Genomic DNA, 14,129 nt, shown 5'->3' with positions numbered 1-14,129 from the left:
GTCCTCCCTCTCAGCGCCCGCTTGCGCCATGCGCGCATCGAGCTGAATAAACGTAGTGCCATGCCAAGGGATCAATCCCCCCCACAGGCCGCGTCGGTCAACCGGGCGATGGTTTCGTCCCGCCCTAGGACCAGCATCATGTCGAACACACTGGGTGTCGCACTGCGGCCCGCCAATGCTGCCCGGAGGGGCCCTGCCAGCTTGCCGAATTTCGTTCCATGGTCTTCGGCGAATTGGGTCGCCAGAGCCTCGATATCCTCACGCGTCCACGTAGCAGTTTGCAACTGCGGCGTCAATTCTTTCAGTATACCACGGGATACTGTATCGAGATGCCCCGCGGCCTTCTCTTCGATCTCGATTGGCCGCGTCGCAAGGATAAATGCCGCTTTATCAAGGAGTTCCGGAAAGGTCTTGGCCCGTTCCTTGAGACAGTACATGCCGCGCGCAAAGAGCGTCAATTTCGCGTCATCCAAGGCTGGCTGCCCGGTTGCGGCCAGAAACCCCTGCAATTCATGCAGCAGCGCAGCATCGTCGGCCGCGGCGATATGCTGACCGCAGAGATTCTCGAGTTTCTTGAAGTCCAGACGCGCCGGGGATTTGCCGATTCCCTTGAGGTCAAACCAGGCCTGCGCCTGCGCATCGTCGAAGAATTCGGCATCGCCATGGCTCCAGCCGAGGCGCGCCAGATAGTTGCGTATCCCCGCCGCCGGATAGCCCATTTTCTGATATTCCTCGACGCCAAGCGCGCCATGGCGCTTGCTCAGTTTCTTGCCATCGGGGCCGTGAATGAGCGGAATATGGGCATAAACCGGCAGGGGCCATCCCATCGCCTGATAGATCATCATCTGGCGCGCGGCGTTGTTGAGGTGATCGTCGCCCCGGATCACATGGGTCACACCCATGTCGTGATCGTCGACCGCCACCGCCAGCATATAGACCGGTGTGCCGTCGCCGCGCAGCAGGACCATATCGTCAAGCTGATCGTTGCGGATGGTGACATCGCCCTGCACCTCGTCACGGATCACGGTCACACCGTCGCGGGGTGCCTTGATTCGGATGACATAGGGCACACCCTCGGGGTGTTGATCGGGCGTCGCGTCGCGCCAGGGGCTTTGGAAAAGGGTCGAGCGGCCTTCGGCGCGCGCGGCCTCGCGGAAGGTTTCGATCTCGTCCTGCGTGGCAAAGCATTTGTAGGCCATGCCATCGGCCAGCAATTTGCGTGCCACCTCGGCGTGGCGCTCGGCACGCTCGAACTGGCTGATCGCCTCGCCATCGTGGTCCAGGCCAAGCCAGGCCAGCCCATCCAGAATCGCCTGGGTCGCTTCGGGGGTCGAGCGCGCCCGGTCGGTATCCTCGATCCGCAGAAGGAACTTGCCGCCGCGCCCACGGGCAAAGAGCCAGTTGAACAGCGCCGTGCGCGCCCCTCCGATATGCAGATAGCCGGTGGGCGAGGGGGCAAAGCGGGTCACGACCTGTTGCGACATGGGGTGGATTAACCTTTCGGTAACGATGATGCGGCTAGCGTTGTCGCCTGTCTATCGGCCCGTCATGGGGGAAACAAGCCTTGGGCAACTGGCACCCGTTCTGGCCCCGGATTGAGGCGGTCTGGCTGGCGCAGCGCGGCGCGCTTTTCCCGTGGGTGCCGGTTGGCATGGCCTGTGGCGTGGGGGCCTATTTCGCCCTGTTGCGCGAACCCTCGGTTGCGGCCCTGTGGGGCTGTGGCGGCGGTGCGCTTGGGTTGGCGTGGTTGGCTGCACGCGGGCGGGAATGGTCGGGGCCGTTGCTCTGGGCGCTGGCGGTGATGCTGGCGGGCTTTGCCCTTGCGGGACTGCGCGCGCATCTGGTGGCGGGGCCGGTTCTGGGCTGGCGCTACTACGGCCCGGTGGAGGGGCGGATCGTGGGGATCGACCGCTCGGCTTCGGACGTGCTGCGCCTGACGCTCGACCGCGTGGTGCTGAAGCGCACCGATCCCGCGCGCACGCCCCACCGGGTGCGTGTCTCGCTTCATGGCGATCAGGGCCATTTCACACCCCGGGCCGGGGAGCGCGTGATCCTGACGGCGCATCTGGGCCCGGCGGGTGGTCCGGTCGAACCGGAGGGCTTTGATTTCCAGCGTCACGCGTGGTTTCTGAGGCTTGGCGCGGTGGGCTATACCCGCACGCCGGTTCTGCGGCTGGAAGCGGAGAAGGGGGGGCAAGCGCTCTTTCGGGCGCGCATGGCTCTGTCGCAGCATGTGCAGAGCCGCCTGCCGGGGCAAACCGGTGCCTTTGCCGCCGCGATCATGACCGGCGACCGTGCGGGGCTCAGCCTATCGACACTGGAAGCAATGCGCATTTCCAACCTTGCACATCTCTTGGCCATTTCAGGGCTGCACATGGGGCTATTGGCCGGGTTTGTCTTTGCCGCCTTCCGTTTGGGCTTTGCCGCCGTGCCGCGCCTGGGGCTGCGCCTGCCGACCAAGAAGCTTTCGGCCTTTCTCGCGCTCTTGGCCGGGGCCGGGTATTTGGGGCTCTCGGGGGGGAATGTCGCGACTGAGCGCGCCTTTGTCATGGTTGCGGTGATGCTGGGCGCGGTGATGCTGGAGCGGCGCGCGTTCAGCCTGCGGGCGGTTGCGGTGGCCGCGATGATCGTGCTGGCCCTTCAGCCCGAGGCGTTGCTGGGTCCGGGCTTTCAAATGTCTTTTGCGGCAACGGTGGGGTTGGTTGCGGTGTTTGGCTGGCTGCGCGATGCGGGGTGGGCTCTTGGTCCCCGCTGGCTGCGCCCGGTGTTGGCCGTGGTGATTTCGTCCGCCGTGGCAGGGGCCGCGACAGCGCCGGTCGCTGCGGCGCATTTCAACCAATACGCGCAATTCGGCCTCTTGGCCAATCTGGTGAGCGTGCCACTGATGGGTGTGCTGGTGATGCCTGCGGCGGTTCTGGCCACGCTTTTGTTGCCGCTTGGACTCGACTGGATCGCGTTGCGTGTGATGGAGCTTGGCTTGCGCTGGATACTTGGCGTGGCGGAATGGGTGGCCGCACTGGACGGCGCGCGCGTGCCCGTGATGGCCCCCGGTCCCCATGTGCTGCCGCTTCTGGCGCTTGGGGCGCTCTTCATCGTGCTTTGGCAGGGGCGGACGCGGATGATCGGGGTTTTGCCGGTGCTGGCCGGCGTGTTTCTCTGGGGCGCGGCAGAGCGGCCGGTGATGATCGTCTCCGACACGTCCGGCCTGATCGGGATCATGACCGAGACAGGACGCGCGCTCAACAAGGTGTCTGGCGGTGGCTTCGTGGCTCAGAACTGGTTGGAGAACGATGGCGATGCAGCAACGCGCGAGGTGGCTTTTGCGCGATGGTCCGAGGACCTTGCCTTGGCCCACGGTGTTCGGATCCTGGCGGGCAGGGGCGCAGCCGCCACGCCAGTCCCGTGCGCGGGGGCCAAGCTGATCCTCATGAGCGCGACACCAGAGCCGCGTCCGCAGAGTGCGCCGACCGAAATCCATGATTGCCAGATCGTCACACCCGATACGCTCCGGGCGACAGGATCTCTGGCGCTATATGCGGATGGGCCGGGTTTGCGCCTTGTGAGCGCGCGCGACCGGAGCGGCGCGCGGCTCTGGAATTCTCAGTAGCTGCGGATCAGACCAACCAACCGTCCCTGAACCCTTACCTGATCCTCAGGCAAAAGCCGCGTTTCATAGGCGGGATTAGCCGCCTCAAGCGCGATGGCATTGCCCCGGCGGTAAAAGCGTTTGAGCGTCGCCTCCTGATCCTCGATCAGGGCCACGACAATATCGCCATTATCCGCAACCGATGTCTCGCGGATGATCACCACATCGCCATCGTTGATCCCCGCCTCGATCATCGAGTCGCCGCGCACCTCCAGCGCATAGTGATTGGACGTGCCCCGGATCATGCCGCTGGGCACCGAGACATTGTGCTGCACATGGGCAATCGCCTCGATCGGCACACCGGCGGCGATACGGCCCATAAGCGGCACCTCGAAGGCATGCGCCACCTCGACCGGTTGGGCATTGGCAGGGCGGGGGGCCTCGGGGCGGTCGCCTTCGATCACGCGGGGGGTAAAGCTGTGGCGCGCCTCGCCGCCCAGGCTCTCGGGCAGGCGCACGATTTCCAGCGCGCGCGCGCGATGCGCAAGCCGCCGGATAAAGCCGCGTTCTTCCAACGCCGTGATCAGCCGGTGGATCCCAGATTTCGACCGCAGATCGAGCGCCTCTTTCATCTCGTCAAAGCTGGGCGGCACCCCGTCCCGCTGCACACGCTTTTGGATGAACTCCAGCAAATCGAGTTGTTTCTTGGTCAGCATGGGCCGGATCCTCTCGCGGGTCATTTGGTTTTGTTCTACACATGTTCCCGTTTTGTGTCAATCGCTGTGACCCTCTCATGCGTGTCGCAGGGTCGCTCTGCCATTGCATCGCAGGGGCGGGGGGGGTATGCGCTGCGCAACCGTATGACCCTGTGACAGCAAAGGGGGGCCAGATGATTCCGACACCCTATTACCTGATCGACGAAGATCGCCTTTTGCAGAACATGCGCAAGATCGAGCGGCTGCGCGCGCTGTCGGGGGCCAAGGCGCTTTTGGCGCTGAAATGCTTTGCTACATGGTCGTCCTTTCCAACGATGCAGCCTTACATGGATGGCACCACCTCATCTTCGCTTTTCGAATTGCGACTGGGGCGCGAGAAGTTCGGCAAGGAAACCCACGCCTATTCGGTCGCATGGTCGGACGCCGAGATCGACGAGGCGGTGTCCTACGCCGACAAGATCATTTTCAACACCGTGGGCCAGTTGCAGCGCTACGAAAGCCAATCTGCGGGCATTGAACGCGGCCTGCGCCTCAATCCGCGGTTTTCAACGTCGAGTTTCGATCTGGCCGATCCTGCGCGGCCCTATTCGCGTCTGGGGGAATGGGACGTGGACAAGATCCTTGGCGTGATCGACCAGATTTCCGGGGTGATGATCCACTACAATTGCGAGAACCGCGATTTCGGCCTCTTTGACCAACAGCTTGCCCGCATCGAAGCCGAGTTCGCGCCGGTGCTGGAGCGGCTGCAATGGGTTTCGCTGGGGGGTGGGATTCATTTCACCGGAGAGGACTATCCGCTCGAGGACCTGGCCGCGCGGCTCAAGGGCTTTGCTGAACGCTTTGGCGTGCAGGTCTATCTCGAGCCGGGAGAGGCGGCGATCACCGGAACGACCACGCTGGAGGTTACGGTGCTCGACATTCTCGACAATGGCAAGCAATTGGCCATCGTCGATTCCAGCACCGAGGCGCATATGCTCGATCTCTTGATCTACCGCGAAAGCGCCAAGTTGCCGCAAGACGGCGCGCATGCCTATCAGATCTGCGGCAAATCCTGCCTTGCGGGCGATATTTTCGGCGAGGCGCGCTTGGCTGCGCCGCTGGCTGTCGGCGACCGTATTTCGATCGGCGATGCCGCCGGTTACACGATGGTCAAGAAAAACTGGTTCAATGGCGTGAACATGCCCGCTATTGCCATCCGACGCTCTGACGGTACGGTCGATCTGATCCGCAGCTTTACCTTCGAGGACTATGCCGCCTCGCTCTCATGAGGACCACCCACACTCTTTCCCGGGGCTGATCGCCCTCCTTCCCCTGTCCTGCAAGAAAAGGAGACAGCAGAAGTGAAACGTAACGTGCTCATCATCGGTGCCGGAGGCGTGGCGCAGGTCGTCGCCCATAAATGCGCCCAGAACAACGATATTCTGGGCGATCTTCACATCGCTTCGCGCACGCAGGCAAAATGTGACGCGATCATCGCCTCGGTTCACGAGAAATCGGCGATGAAGGTGCCGGGCACCTTTGCCAGCCACGCGATTGATGCCATGGACAGCGCCGCCGTGGCCGCGCTCATCCGCGAGACGGGCGCGCAGATTGTCATCAACGTCGGCTCGCCCTTCGTGAACATGTCGGTTCTCGACGCCTGTATCGAGACGGGCGCCGCCTATATCGACACCGCCATTCACGAAGACCCCGCCAAGATTTGCGAAACGCCGCCCTGGTATGGCAATTACGAATGGAAGAAGCGCGATCTTTGCGCCCAAAACGGTGTGACCGCCATTCTCGGGATCGGATTTGATCCCGGCGTGGTCAACGCCTTTGCCCGGTTTGCGGCAGATGAATTCATGGACAAGGTGACGTCCATCGACATCGTCGACATCAACGCAGGCTCGCACGGCCGTTACTTCGCGACCAATTTCGACCCCGAGATCAACTTCCGCGAGTTCACCGGCACGGTTTATTCATGGCAGAACGGGGCATGGCAAGAGAACAAGATGTTCGAGGTGGGTCGCGACTGGGATCTGCCCGTGGTGGGCACCTGCCGGGCCTATCTCTCGGGCCATGACGAGGTGCATTCGCTGGCGGCCAATTATCCGGATGCCGATGTGCGGTTCTGGATGGGCTTTGGCGAGCATTACATCAATGTCTTTACGGTGCTCAAGAACCTCGGCCTTCTGTCGGAGCATCCCGTCACGACCGCCGAGGGGCTGGAAGTGGTGCCGCTCAAGGTCGTCAAGGCGGTGCTGCCTGATCCGGCATCGCTGGCGCCGAACTATACCGGCAAGACCTGTATCGGAGATCTGGTCAAAGGCACCAAGGATGGCGCACCGGTCGAGGTGTTTGTCTACAACGTCGCCGATCACAAAGAGGCCTTTGAAGAGGTGGGCAGCCAGGGAATTTCCTATACCGCTGGCGTGCCGCCTGTCGCCGCAGCCCTTCTGATCGCGCAGGGGGATTGGGATGTGGGCGCGATGCGCAATGTCGAAGAGCTTGATCCCAAGCCCTATTTCCCGGTGCTGGATCGTCTGGGCCTGCCGACGCGGGTTCAGGTCAACGGCGTCGACAAGGCCTGGAACGAATAGTCTGAACCCCCGGGGCAGGTCAGGTTTGCAACCTGCCCCGGGGCGTTTCTCAGGCGCTTTCCTTATGGGCAAAGCGCGCGTCGAGATCATCGCCCGAAGAGCTCAGATCAAATTCGAAGCCGCCCTGTGATTTTACGGGTTTCGCGGCCTTCGCCTTGGTCTGTGCCTTGCCGCGCTTGAGCGGAATGACCGAGCTTGTCGCGGTGCTGCGGATCTCGCGCCGAGGCTCCGCGGCCGGTTGATCCGCAACTTTGAAGAAGCCCACGGCGACGGTCAGCTCTTCGGCGAGGCTGGCAAGCTCGGTCGCGCTGCTGGACAGTTCCTCTGAGGCGGCGTTGTTGGTCTGGGTCACAAGGTCAAGCTGCTGGATGGAAAGGGCAATCTGCGACGAGCCGCTCGAAAGCTCGCGCGAGGCATCGCTGATTTCCGTCACCAGACCCGAGGTGCGTTCGATATTGGGCACCAGTTCCGCCAACATCGTTCCGGCCCCGACGGCGGTGCTAACCGTGGTGGCGGACAGAGACGAAATTTCGGCGGCGGCGGTCTGGCTGCGTTCGGCCAGTTTGCGCACCTCGGCGGCGACCACGGCAAAGCCGCGCCCATGCTCGCCTGCGCGTGCGGCCTCGACGGCGGCATTCAGCGCCAGAAGATCGGTTTGCCGCGCGATTTCCTGAACGATCATGATGCGGTCCGCAATCGTCTGCATCGCGGTTACGGCATCGGCCACGGCGCGCCCACTCGTGCGAGCATCCTCGGCGGATTTGGTTGCGATACCCTCGGTGATCTGTGAGTTTTCGGCGCTCTGCTTGATATTCGCAGTCATCTGTTCGACAGCGGACGAGGCTTCTTCTGTCGCCGCCGCCTGATCAGAGGCACCGCGCGCCAACTCTTCCGAGGTTTCCGCCAGTTGCGCCGCACCAGAGGACACGTTGCGCACCGAATTGGTCACGTCGGCCACGATATCGCGCAGACGCAGAACCATGTCGTTGATCGACGCCTGCAAGGTCGACACCTCGTCACGGCCACGCACGTCGAGCGTGTGACGCAGGTCGCCTTGGGAAATGCCGTGCGCCAGTTCTGCGGCCTGTGCCACGCGCCGCGCGATGGAGAGCGTGATCACGGTCGCCGCGGCAAGACCCACAAGCAAGGAGAGGATCAGCATCAGCACCAGATTGAACTTTGCCGTTTCATAGGCCACGGTCGCCTCTGCGGCGCGGTCACTGAGGTTGCCGACAATGGTCTCGCGCATGTTCTGAAGCGAGGCCCGAATGTCGACACCCATGTCCATCAGGTCTTTGTGAAAAAGCGTATTGGCCGCATCGCCATTGCCCGCTTTCTCCAACGCGATCACGCGGGTGTTCATCGCAAAGGCGCGTTTGTGCAACTCTTCAAATGCATTCAACTCGGCCACCAGCTTGGGGTTTTTTGCCATGGCCCCCAGTTCGATGATCTTGTCATCGACGATAGAGGCTTGGGCGATGACGCCGGCCTCAAGCTTGCTCAGGTGGTCAGCCGGTGCATCCGGCAGGCCGATCAGAAAGGCCGCGACACCGGTCAAGACCTGCAATTTTGCCTCGAACATCTCGTTGATCACGCCAAGTTCCGCCACTTCCAGACGCATGATGTCCTGAAGCTCCTGGTCAGCGGCTCTGAGGTCGCGCAGCGCCATGACGACAGAGGCGCCGAACAAGGCAAAGATAAAAATAAAGGTTCCGGCTAGTTTGGCTTTGATACTCAGTCTCATGGTTGGTCCTTTGGTCGAGCCGCGCCGCAAACTGCTGTGGACGCGAAAAAATCAAGAAGTGTGAGAAGGCGGAAACCAGACAAACAGGCGACACACCGGCGGTTTTCCGATCACTCGGCGGTGGAATTTCGGCAGGGGCCTGGCCCTGGGTCGGCTCTGGTACGGTCGGTCACGGGTGATCATCCTCGGCTGGGAAGGCATGACGCGCTTCTCAAGGCTTTGAACGGCAGGTGGGCGCGGGGGGTTAACTATCCTCATGGGTAGTCAGAGCGTCGAAAGCGCCGGGAATGACGCAGATTTCCTGATTTCGCCCCGAATTTGCGGCCACAGGGGCCGCAACCGCCATGGGGGAAACGCTATGGATTTCGCGGCCAACTTTTGCGCAGAGGCGCGATCTTTCGAAGGTCAAACGTGCCTTTGGCGTTTGTAAACAATGCCAGGGCGTAACCGTTGAACGCGATGACACCTGTTGAAGCCGACATTTTTGAAAAGCCCATAGAGCGACCCTTTTCAGATCTGTCCCCAAGTACGGACCACAGACCCCATGACCAAGAAACTGTCTCTGACCGGGGATTTGAAGATCGCCTCGGCAGACGATCTTGCCCGGCAATTGAACACCGACCTGACCACAGGCGATGTCAGCCTTTGCACCAAGAAACTCGTCAGCATTGATGCCGCCACCATTCAGGTGCTGGTGTCCGCGTTTGAGACCGCGCAGGGCAAGGGCCGCAAGCTTGCCATTGATATGCCCTCGGGAAGCGTTCTGGAAACCGCGATCGACCGGCTCGCGCTCTTGCCGTCGGCGGTGGTCGAGAATGGCGTTCTTGTCGGGTTCAACAGTGTCCAGACCGGGAAGGTGGCAGCATGAAAACGGTTCTCGCAGTCGACGATTCTCCGTCCATCCGGCAAATGGTTGGCCTGACCCTGCGCGGGGCGGGCTATAACGTGATCGAGGCCGTTGACGGGCGCGATGCCCTGGAAAAGGCCACCACACTCAAGATCGACGCGGTTCTGACCGATCAGAACATGCCCAATCTGGATGGTCTGGGCTTTATCCGCGCCTTCCGCGCCCATCCCAGCAGTCAGGGTATCCCGATCATCTTTCTGTCCACGGATTCGGCGGATGCGCTCAAGCAAGAGGCGCGCTCTGTCGGTGCCCTTGGCTGGATGGTCAAACCCTTTTCACAGGCGCAACTCCTCGGCGTCATTCAGAAGGTTCTGGGCTGATGGACAATGACATTGCCGCGGTCTTTCTCGAAGAGGCCAGCGAACTCCTCGAGAGCCTCGAACAGGGTCTGTTGAAGCTGCAGGCAGACCCGAACAACATGGATCTGATCAACGCGGCCTTTCGCGATCTGCACACGATCAAGGGGTCCGGTGCGATGTTCGGATTCACCGAACTTGCGGCCTTCATCCACAAGTTCGAGTCTGCGTTCGAGAAAATTCGCTCCGGGCAGATCAAGGTCAGCGCGTCGCTCATTCGCGTGGCATTGCGCGCGGCGGACGAGATCAAGGGATTTCTCGCAGGCGACGCCGCGATGAGCCCGGTACGTCAGGCCATACTGGCCGATCTCGAACTGGCTGTGAGCCCCGATCAGGACGCGGCGCAGCCCGCCGGCGCACCCGTTTCCGACGACGGTTGGCGCCTTGACTTTCGGCTTGCCTCCGATGCCTTGGCGCTTGGGGCACGTCCCGAGGCGCTTCTGGACGAGTTGCGCGGGCTGGGGGCCAGCAACCTTGTGGCGGACCTGAGCCGTATCCCACCCCTTGACCGGATCGAAGCGCAGTCCTGCCTTCTGGGATGGTCCATGGATCTGCCCGCATCGGCCAGTGAGGATGACATCAGATCGGTGTTCATGTTCCACGAGGGCAATATGGAGTTGAACCTCGTCAATCTCGCCGCCCCTGCGCCCGAGGTGCCTGCCACGCCCTTGCCTATGGCCGACGCGCCGGGTGCGGGACCGCAGCCGACCCCGCAAAGCGCGACCATGCGCGTGCCCGCGGAACGTCTTGACGAACTTATGGATCAGGTGGGCGAGTTGGTCATCGCCGAGGCCCGCCTCAGCGCCTTGGCCAACAGCAGCAAAGACCCGTCCATCATGGCTGCCGCAGAGGATATTCAACGCCTCTCTGCCCGGATGCGTGACACCACCATGAGCATCCGCATGGTTCCCATCAGCTCGATCATCGGACGGTTTCGCCGCCTTGTGCATGACCTCTCCGAAGGCTTGGGAAAAACCGTCGATTTTGTCGTCACCGGCGCGGATACCGAGCTCGATAAAACCGTGATCGAACGGCTGGGCGATCCGCTGGTGCATATCATCCGCAACGCGATCGACCATGGACTAGAAACCGATGAGGCGCGCGCCGCCGCGGGCAAGCCGGACCGCGGCACCATTGAGCTCAGCGCCGAACATCTGGGGGCCGAGGTGGTGATCTCGGTCAAGGATAACGGTCGCGGTCTGGATCGCAACAAACTGCGCGCGCGCGCCATTGACCAAGGGCTGCTGACGCCAGACGCCACGCCGTCCGAGGCCGAGCTTTTCGCGCTCATCCTCGAGCCGGGATTCTCCACCGCTGCCAAAGTCACAGAGCTGTCGGGGCGCGGGGTTGGCATGGATGTGGTCAAGCGCACGGTCGAGGGCCTGAGAGGCCGGATCGTGATCTCTTCCGAACCGGGCCACGGCACAACCTTCACCCTGCGCCTGCCGCTCACGCTGTCGATCATCGAAGGCCTTCTCGTAGATGTGGGGGGCGATCATTACATTATTCCGATGGCCGCAGTGCAAGAAATCGTGGAACTGCCTGCCTGCGATACGGCGGACGATACGGCCTCGAGCTTTCTGCAGATCCGCGACTCTCTGGTGCCGTTCCTGCGGCTCAGAACGCTTCTGGACTGCGCCGAGGAACGCAACACGCTTCAGAATGTGATCGTTGTCTCCGCCTCCAGCATGCGCGTCGGGCTGGTGGTGGATCGTATCCTTGGCACCAATCAGACGGTCGTCAAACAGATGTCGCGCCTGCACGCCGGCGTCAAATCCATTTCGGGGGCCACCATCCTTGGCGACGGCTCGGTCGCGCTCGTGCTGGAAGTCGGCAATCTTGTCGAACTGGCCCGGACAGACCTCAGAAAAATCGAGAAAGCAGCATGACCAAAGACCTCAACGGATCGGGCAAGACCCTCACGGTGGTTGCCCTGCGCCTTGGCGAACGGGTGTTCGCCATTGAAACCAGCGCGGTGCTGGAAATCCTCTCGCCCATCCCCGTGACCCGCGTGCCCCATGGCGGTGCCTTTGCGCAGGGCGTCATCAATGTGCGCGGCGGGGTTGTGCCGCTGGCTGACCTGCGCGTGATCTTCAGTATTCCCAAGCGACCCGTCGATGAGGACACGCGCATTCTGGTTCTGCAAATCCCCATCGAGAACGAACAGATCACCGTTGGCATCACCGCCGACGAGGTGCGCGAGGTGATAACCATCGACTGTGGGCGCATCGAACCCTTGCCGCCCACCGGCACGATCTGGCCCGCCGATTATGTGCGGGGCCTCATACAGGGCCCCGAGGGCATCACCATTCTGCCCGATCTTAACAACATCTTTGCCGCGCATATTGCGACGGCCAATGCTCTTTAACATCAAGGAACATGAAACCATGAGGCTTACGATTAAAGCAAAGTTGGCGGTAACCTTCTTATTGGTTCTTGGTATGGCAGGATTGGCCATGGCCCTCGCGCTCAAGGATATGGCGGATTTAAATCGCAACTTCGACATCCTGTCGAACCAGGCGGCCGAGCGGGTTCACATGTCGGAAAAACTGATCGCGGCGCAGGCCCGGTTCCAACGGGATACGCGGAGTTACCTTCTTTCCGAGAACGCCCTGACCAGACGAGAAATCCAGAAAGAGATCAAAGCGGGGCTCGACGAAAAGAAGGCCGCTTTTGAACGTCTCGTGTCGATTGCCACCCCCGAAGGGCAGGTGCTTCTGGAAGAATACAACCGCATTGAGCAGAACCTTCTGACGGTCAATGCGAAAGCCATGTCGATGAAGGACATGAACCGACAGGCTGAGGCGTATCGGTATATCCAGTCCGAAGGCGCACAGAGCGCGCAAGCCATGCGTGACAAGCTGAATGAAATCATCGAGACCAGCGAAACGATGATGGAAAACATGATCGTCGAGGCCAATCTGCAGTATGAAAGTGCCCGCAACGTGCTGGTTCTTATTATGTCGGCCGCCGCTGTGATCGGTCTTGGTGCTGCCGCATGGGTGACCTTCTCGATTTCCAAGGGGCTGAGGGCCGCCATCGCCATCTCTGCCCGGGTTGCCTCGGGCGATCTGACCCGGACCGCGAATGTTCGCGGCAATGACGAGATCAGTGATCTCTTGCACGCGGTCAATGCGATGGTTCTCAAGCTGCGCGATGTCGTGGGGGATGTCACCTCGGCTGTCCGCAACGTGGCCTCCGGCAGCCAGCAAATGGCCGCAACCTCCGAGGAATTGTCGCAAGGGGCCACCGAGCAGGCGTCGTCCACCGAAGAGGCGTCGTCCTCGATGGAACAGATGTCCGCAAACATCAAGCAAAGCGCCGAGAACGCCGCTGAAACCGAGCGCATGGCCATCAAATCAGCCAAAGATGCCCGTGAGAGTGGCAAGGCCGTGGCCGAGGCCGTGACCTCCATGCAGGATATCGCCAGCCGGATCATGGTGGTGCAAGAGATTGCGCGTCAAACCGACCTTCTCGCCCTCAACGCGGCGGTCGAGGCCGCCCGCGCGGGCGAGCACGGGCGCGGCTTCGCGGTCGTCGCGGCAGAGGTGCGCAAACTGGCCGAACGCAGCCAGACGGCGGCGGCGGAAATTTCTTCGCTCTCGGCCGCAACCGTGCGTTCGGCGGAAACCGCAGGTGCCATGCTTCAGGGGCTCGTGCCCGACATCGAGCGCACATCGGCCCTTGTGACTGAGATATCGACAGCCTCGCAAGAACTGGCTGGCGGTGCCTCACAGGTCAATCTGGCCATCCAGCAACTCGACAAGGTGACGCAAGAGAACACTTCGGCGGCCGAAGAACTCTCGGCCACAGCCGAGGAACTCTCGAGCCAGTCCGAGCAGTTGCAGGACGCGGTGTCCTATTTCGTCCTGGCCAACGCCCCCGTCGCGCAGACGCAGGACAATTCTAGCCCGGCCCGCGCCTCCAAACCTTCTTTGTTCAAGACCACACGCAACGCCGGTGGCTTCTCTTTCAATTCCGGTGCGACCAAGGACGATCTCGATCATGGCTTTGCATCGCGTGACGCAGCGTGAGGATAGACCCATGACCGAGAATACCCAAGTCGTCACCTTTCAATCGAGCGGCTCGCTCTTTGCTGTTCCCGTGAACCGGGTGCAGCAGATGGCATGACCATTCTTGGCGCTTCAGTCCACGTGGGTCAGAATCGCTGGTGAGTGATCGCGGTCCGCACTCTTCTTCGGTCCGCAGCCGGAGGAGATGGCATGGAAGAATACAACGCT

At 61.7% G+C, this 14,129-nt stretch carries 12 protein-coding genes; 9 read left to right on the top strand and 3 right to left on the bottom strand.

Going from position 1 to position 14,129, the window contains the following annotated elements; all coding sequences use genetic code 11:
• Nucleotides 1–71: 71 nt before the first annotated feature.
• Complete coding sequence (gene gltX / locus MVC20_RS03120) at nt 72–1,484, bottom strand: glutamate--tRNA ligase (RefSeq protein ID WP_297538352.1); 1,413 nt, start codon at nt 1,482–1,484, stop codon at nt 72–74.
• Nucleotides 1,485–1,564: 80 nt separating this feature from the next.
• Between gltX and MVC20_RS03115 the strand changes: the two genes are divergently transcribed.
• A complete protein-coding gene (locus tag MVC20_RS03115; protein WP_297538350.1) occupies nt 1,565–3,607 on the top strand; it encodes a ComEC/Rec2 family competence protein in 2,043 nt (680 codons plus the stop codon).
• Here MVC20_RS03115 and lexA read toward each other — a convergent pair.
• Nucleotides 3,601–4,302 (bottom strand): transcriptional repressor LexA, encoded by a 702-nt coding sequence (gene lexA / locus MVC20_RS03110; protein ID WP_297538488.1) that lies wholly within the window; start codon nt 4,300–4,302, stop codon nt 3,601–3,603. The genes MVC20_RS03115 and lexA overlap by 7 nt on opposite strands.
• 173 nt (nt 4,303–4,475) lie before the next feature.
• On the opposite strand from lexA, the gene MVC20_RS03105 reads away from it, so the two are divergent.
• Both MVC20_RS03105 and MVC20_RS03100 read left to right on the top strand, forming a co-directional pair.
• The gene (locus MVC20_RS03105; RefSeq protein WP_297538348.1) at nt 4,476–5,570 is read left to right on the top strand and encodes a carboxynorspermidine decarboxylase; all 1,095 of its coding nucleotides are present in this window, start codon (nt 4,476–4,478) and stop codon (nt 5,568–5,570) included.
• Nucleotides 5,571–5,642: 72 nt separating this feature from the next.
• Nucleotides 5,643–6,881, top strand: coding sequence for a saccharopine dehydrogenase family protein (locus MVC20_RS03100; protein WP_297538346.1), 1,239 nt, complete (start codon nt 5,643–5,645; stop codon nt 6,879–6,881).
• 49 nt (nt 6,882–6,930) lie between these two features.
• Here the strand turns inward: MVC20_RS03100 and MVC20_RS03095 are convergent, their stop codons facing one another.
• Nucleotides 6,931–8,625 carry a methyl-accepting chemotaxis protein gene (locus MVC20_RS03095; protein WP_297538345.1) on the bottom strand — a complete coding sequence of 565 codons (1,695 nt, stop codon included), beginning with the start codon at nt 8,623–8,625 and terminating at the stop codon, nt 6,931–6,933.
• 544 nt (nt 8,626–9,169) lie between these two features.
• Here MVC20_RS03095 and MVC20_RS03090 point away from each other — a divergent pair.
• From MVC20_RS03090 to MVC20_RS03065, 6 genes are read left to right on the top strand one after another with little or no spacing between them, the layout of a single operon-like run.
• On the top strand, nt 9,170–9,493 hold the full coding sequence (locus tag MVC20_RS03090; protein ID WP_297538343.1) for an STAS domain-containing protein: 324 nt from the start codon (nt 9,170–9,172) through the stop codon (nt 9,491–9,493).
• Nucleotides 9,490–9,852 (top strand): response regulator, encoded by a 363-nt coding sequence (locus MVC20_RS03085; RefSeq protein ID WP_297538341.1) that lies wholly within the window; start codon nt 9,490–9,492, stop codon nt 9,850–9,852. The genes MVC20_RS03090 and MVC20_RS03085 overlap by 4 nt, the downstream gene beginning before the upstream one ends.
• Nucleotides 9,852–11,777 (top strand): chemotaxis protein CheA, encoded by a 1,926-nt coding sequence (locus tag MVC20_RS03080; RefSeq protein ID WP_297538339.1) that lies wholly within the window; start codon nt 9,852–9,854, stop codon nt 11,775–11,777. The genes MVC20_RS03085 and MVC20_RS03080 overlap by 1 nt, the downstream gene beginning before the upstream one ends.
• On the top strand, nt 11,774–12,256 hold the full coding sequence (locus tag MVC20_RS03075) for a chemotaxis protein CheW (protein ID WP_297538337.1): 483 nt from the start codon (nt 11,774–11,776) through the stop codon (nt 12,254–12,256). Before MVC20_RS03080 ends, MVC20_RS03075 begins: the two co-directional genes overlap by 4 nt.
• Nucleotides 12,246–13,922 carry a methyl-accepting chemotaxis protein gene (locus tag MVC20_RS03070; protein WP_363320681.1) on the top strand — a complete coding sequence of 559 codons (1,677 nt, stop codon included), beginning with the start codon at nt 12,246–12,248 and terminating at the stop codon, nt 13,920–13,922. Before MVC20_RS03075 ends, MVC20_RS03070 begins: the two co-directional genes overlap by 11 nt.
• Nucleotides 13,894–14,019, top strand: a complete 126-nt coding sequence (locus MVC20_RS03065) for a hypothetical protein (RefSeq protein WP_297538333.1) — start codon at nt 13,894–13,896, stop codon at nt 14,017–14,019. The genes MVC20_RS03070 and MVC20_RS03065 overlap by 29 nt, the downstream gene beginning before the upstream one ends.
• Nucleotides 14,020–14,129 lie beyond the last annotated feature (110 nt).

Origin of the sequence: Roseovarius sp., from assembly GCF_027019125.1 — a bacterium.
Lineage (GTDB): Bacteria > Pseudomonadota > Alphaproteobacteria > Rhodobacterales > Rhodobacteraceae > Roseovarius.
Note: the sequence above shows the minus strand (reverse complement) of the source record. Positions and strands in the feature narration are given on the sequence as shown.

What these genes read in the sequence shown, in the direction of transcription:
- gltX (WP_297538352.1), bottom strand. Translation starts at nt 1,484, where the DNA reads ATGTCGCAACAGGTCGTGACCCGCTTTGCCCCCTCGCCCACCGGCTAT.
- lexA (WP_297538488.1), bottom strand. Translation starts at nt 4,302, where the DNA reads ATGCTGACCAAGAAACAACTCGATTTGCTGGAGTTCATCCAAAAGCGT.
- MVC20_RS03105 (WP_297538348.1), top strand. Translation starts at nt 4,476, where the DNA reads ATGATTCCGACACCCTATTACCTGATCGACGAAGATCGCCTTTTGCAG.
- MVC20_RS03095 (WP_297538345.1), bottom strand. Translation starts at nt 8,625, where the DNA reads ATGAGACTGAGTATCAAAGCCAAACTAGCCGGAACCTTTATTTTTATC.
- MVC20_RS03090 (WP_297538343.1), top strand. Translation starts at nt 9,170, where the DNA reads ATGACCAAGAAACTGTCTCTGACCGGGGATTTGAAGATCGCCTCGGCA.
- MVC20_RS03085 (WP_297538341.1), top strand. Translation starts at nt 9,490, where the DNA reads ATGAAAACGGTTCTCGCAGTCGACGATTCTCCGTCCATCCGGCAAATG.
- MVC20_RS03080 (WP_297538339.1), top strand. Translation starts at nt 9,852, where the DNA reads ATGGACAATGACATTGCCGCGGTCTTTCTCGAAGAGGCCAGCGAACTC.
- MVC20_RS03075 (WP_297538337.1), top strand. Translation starts at nt 11,774, where the DNA reads ATGACCAAAGACCTCAACGGATCGGGCAAGACCCTCACGGTGGTTGCC.
- MVC20_RS03070 (WP_363320681.1), top strand. Translation starts at nt 12,246, where the DNA reads ATGCTCTTTAACATCAAGGAACATGAAACCATGAGGCTTACGATTAAA.
- MVC20_RS03065 (WP_297538333.1), top strand. Translation starts at nt 13,894, where the DNA reads ATGGCTTTGCATCGCGTGACGCAGCGTGAGGATAGACCCATGACCGAG.